At 37.7% G+C, this 2,988-nt stretch carries 4 protein-coding genes; all 4 read left to right on the plus strand.

The annotated features are described in order from the left end of the window. Positions 1–254 precede the first annotated feature (254 nt). A complete protein-coding gene (locus VNZ46_RS08110; RefSeq protein ID WP_325559583.1) occupies positions 255–953 on the plus strand; it encodes a hypothetical protein in 699 nt (232 codons plus the stop codon). 97 nt (positions 954–1,050) lie between these two features. Then, positions 1,051–1,881 carry a glycoside hydrolase family 16 protein gene (locus tag VNZ46_RS08115; RefSeq protein WP_325559584.1) on the plus strand — a complete coding sequence of 277 codons (831 nt, stop codon included), beginning with the start codon at positions 1,051–1,053 and terminating at the stop codon, positions 1,879–1,881. Between the two features lie 84 nt (positions 1,882–1,965). Then, a complete protein-coding gene (locus tag VNZ46_RS08120; protein ID WP_325559585.1) occupies positions 1,966–2,517 on the plus strand; it encodes an RNA polymerase sigma factor in 552 nt (183 codons plus the stop codon). An 11-nt stretch (positions 2,518–2,528) separates the two neighbouring features. Then, entirely contained in the window at positions 2,529–2,849 is a 321-nt protein-coding gene (locus VNZ46_RS08125) for a hypothetical protein (RefSeq protein ID WP_325559586.1), read from the plus strand. Positions 2,850–2,988: the final 139 nt, after the last annotated feature.

Below are 2,988 nucleotides of genomic sequence, written 5' to 3' on the forward strand. Positions count from 1 at the left end.
CAATAGTTTTAGCTGGATTACTTTTGATTGTATCTTTCATCAGAATATAATTTTTAATAGAGTGATACAAATTTATCATCTCTGCTTCAAAAATATTATAAGTAAGCAAAAAAATAAGAATAATTAGCTGCTATTCCAGATCCAGGCCTGTCCACTGACAGGTATGAAATCTTTATAAAAAAAGAAGTGCAAAACGTTGTGGAATTTTGGAGAAAGGTGCATCTGAAAATTATACTCGACTAAAATAGATGGAAATGGAAGAGAATAAGATTACAAATGCTCAATTAAATTTTATCTGTCATCAGGATTGGAACAGCATGAAAGACCAGAGTGATGGCAATAGATATTGCAGTTCCTGTAAAAAAATAGTTTATGATCTGACCGATAAGAATGCAGCCTATTTTATCCAGATCATGCAGGAGAACAACAACAATGTATGCGGTAGGTTTTCTACAGATCAATTGGAACCAGACCCATTGCCTGAAGAAAATTCCCGTTGGAAAAAATGGGTTATTGCTGCAATGTTTTTTGTTGGTATGGGCTCTTTAATGACTAAAGTCAATGCACAGGAAAGTAAATTAGGTAGAATCCTGAAACCAAATCCGGACTGTCAAAAGGCGGCTGAACAGCAACCTGTCCTAATGGGCAAAATTGCCGTTATACATGATCCAGTAGATGATGTTTTATATAATTATCTGATTAAAAACTGCAAAGTCCCCACATCTGCTCAAGGCAGGCTTATAGTTACTTTTAACCTGAAACAGGATGGAACTATAGATCGTCTTGCTGTTAATGATCATTTACCAAATACAGTGAGCGACGAAGTTTTAAAGGTAATCAGAAAAGCACCAATTGCCAGTATGGTCAAAAAAGAAGTACTGAAGCAGTCTGCAAGGCAACATACTTTGCATTTGACTTTTGAAAAGGGAAAGATGCTCACGGACAGTTATTAACTTGGACATTTGATCAACAAATTTCTTTTTCATAGTAATGAACATGCTAAGAACATTAACTTTGATTTTATATCAATTGCCTGTTTTTATTAAAAAGATGATGACTAGATTTCTAAATGTTCTCTGTTGCGCTGCAGTTTTATTGGCTTCTTGTAAGGTGTTACCTTCTGTAGTTGAAAATAGATATGTCTATATTCAGAAAGAGGGAAGAGCGCACAGCAAATGGAAACTGGTATGGGAAGATGATTTTAATGGCGTTGCCATTGATACCAGTAAATGGAGCAAAATTCCTGAAGGCAAAAGCGATTGGGACAAACACATGAGCAGTAATCCTGAATGCTATACACAGGCAGATGGGAAATTATATCTTAAAGGCATTAAAAATCCAGATACGTTAAAAGATCACAGACCCTTTTTGACGGGAGGGGTGTATAGTAAAGGTAAATTTGCCTTCCAGTATGGTAAAATTGAAATTCGTGCAAAACTAGGCTGTGCGCAAGGAGCCTGGCCAGCTATGTGGATGCTGGCAGAGCAGGATAAGTATGGCAAATACCCTAAGAATGGGGAAATAGATATTATGGAACACCTGAACTTTGATGAAGTCATTTATCAAACCACACATTCCTATTATACACTCAATTTGAAACAAACAGATAAACCGCCGCATTCCGGAAAAGGGAAACTGGACATTCGAGAATTCAATACTTTTGGATTGGAATGGTATCCGGATAAACTGGTGTTTACCTTAAATGGAGTAGAAACTTTTCGCTATCCACGCATCACTGGTGTCGATGCCAGCCAATGGCCTTACGATCAACCTTTTTACGTGATGATTGACCAGCAGCTGGGTGGCAGTTGGGTAGGAAAGGTAAAACCTGATCAGTTACCTGTGCAAATGGTTGTTGACTGGGTAAAGGTTTACCAATAGCTTTTGATAGTGATTAAATAAATTCCAATGAATTTAAAGTAATATTGATTCTCATTCGTTTACTCACTTAACAAACAATAAGTAGTGCCGAAAAAAGATTCTCAAAATATCATCCGTGCTGTTGCAGATTATGGAAAACGTCTGTTCAGTTTTATCCGTGGCCGTGTACACACGGATGAGGATGCGGAAGATATTTTGCAGGATGTATGGTATCAGTTGAGTAATCAGCCGGAGGTAGATGCAATTGAGCAGATTAGTGGGTGGTTATATCGGGTGGCCCGGAATAAGATTACCGATAAATATCGTAAACAAAAAGATGAATTGCTCGAAGATCTGAGTTATGAGGATGAAGATGGTGAAATCAGCTTTAAAGAGATCTTATTGTCAGAATCTGATATGCCGGAAGATGAGAGTCTTAAAAAATTATTCTGGGACCAGCTTTTTTTGGCACTGGAGGAACTGCCCGAAAATCAGCGCTATGTATTTATTCAAAATGAACTGGAAGAGCGTACCTTTCAGGAACTTGCAGAGGAGACAGGAGAGAACATCAAAACTTTGATTTCCAGAAAGGGTTATGCAGTGAAACACCTGCGCAGCCGCTTACAAAATTTATATCAGGAATTTATTAATTACTAAATTTGTGGGAGATGATGAATAGAAATTTTAACAGAGGCAGAAAGTTCTTGTTCTTTATTCCAGCGGCTGTATTGATTGCAGCGGTTTTGGGATACGTGGTTATGTTTCTTTGGAATTGGATTTTACCGGAGGTTGCAAATACTGGAAAACTGAATTATTGGCAAGCCCTTGGTTTGCTGGTTTTATGCAGGGTCCTGTTCGGTAATTTTAAACCAGGTGGCCCGGGACGGGGATTTGGGCGTCGTGGATCCGGCATGCGAGAAAAATGGCACGATATGACCGGTGAAGAACGCTCCAGGTTTAAAGAAGAATTTAAGAAGAGATTCAGATAAGATCTTATTTCACATAGTATACAGAGCCGGTTTTATACCGGCTTTTTTGTTTTAATGATATTTTTTTAAATCATTTAAAGTAAAACTGTTCGCTGTCCGTCTTCCTAAATAAAACAGGATAAAATGGAAAAAATATTTA

It is taken from the genome of Pedobacter sp., assembly GCF_035566355.1.
In the GTDB taxonomy this organism is placed as follows: domain Bacteria; phylum Bacteroidota; class Bacteroidia; order Sphingobacteriales; family Sphingobacteriaceae; genus Pedobacter.

Excerpts from the sequence above, each read along its gene's own strand:
- VNZ46_RS08110 (WP_325559583.1), top strand. The coding sequence starts at position 255 with ATGGAAGAGAATAAGATTACAAATGCTCAATTAAATTTTATCTGTCAT.
- VNZ46_RS08115 (WP_325559584.1), top strand. The coding sequence starts at position 1,051 with ATGATGACTAGATTTCTAAATGTTCTCTGTTGCGCTGCAGTTTTATTG.
- VNZ46_RS08125 (WP_325559586.1), top strand. The coding sequence starts at position 2,529 with ATGATGAATAGAAATTTTAACAGAGGCAGAAAGTTCTTGTTCTTTATT.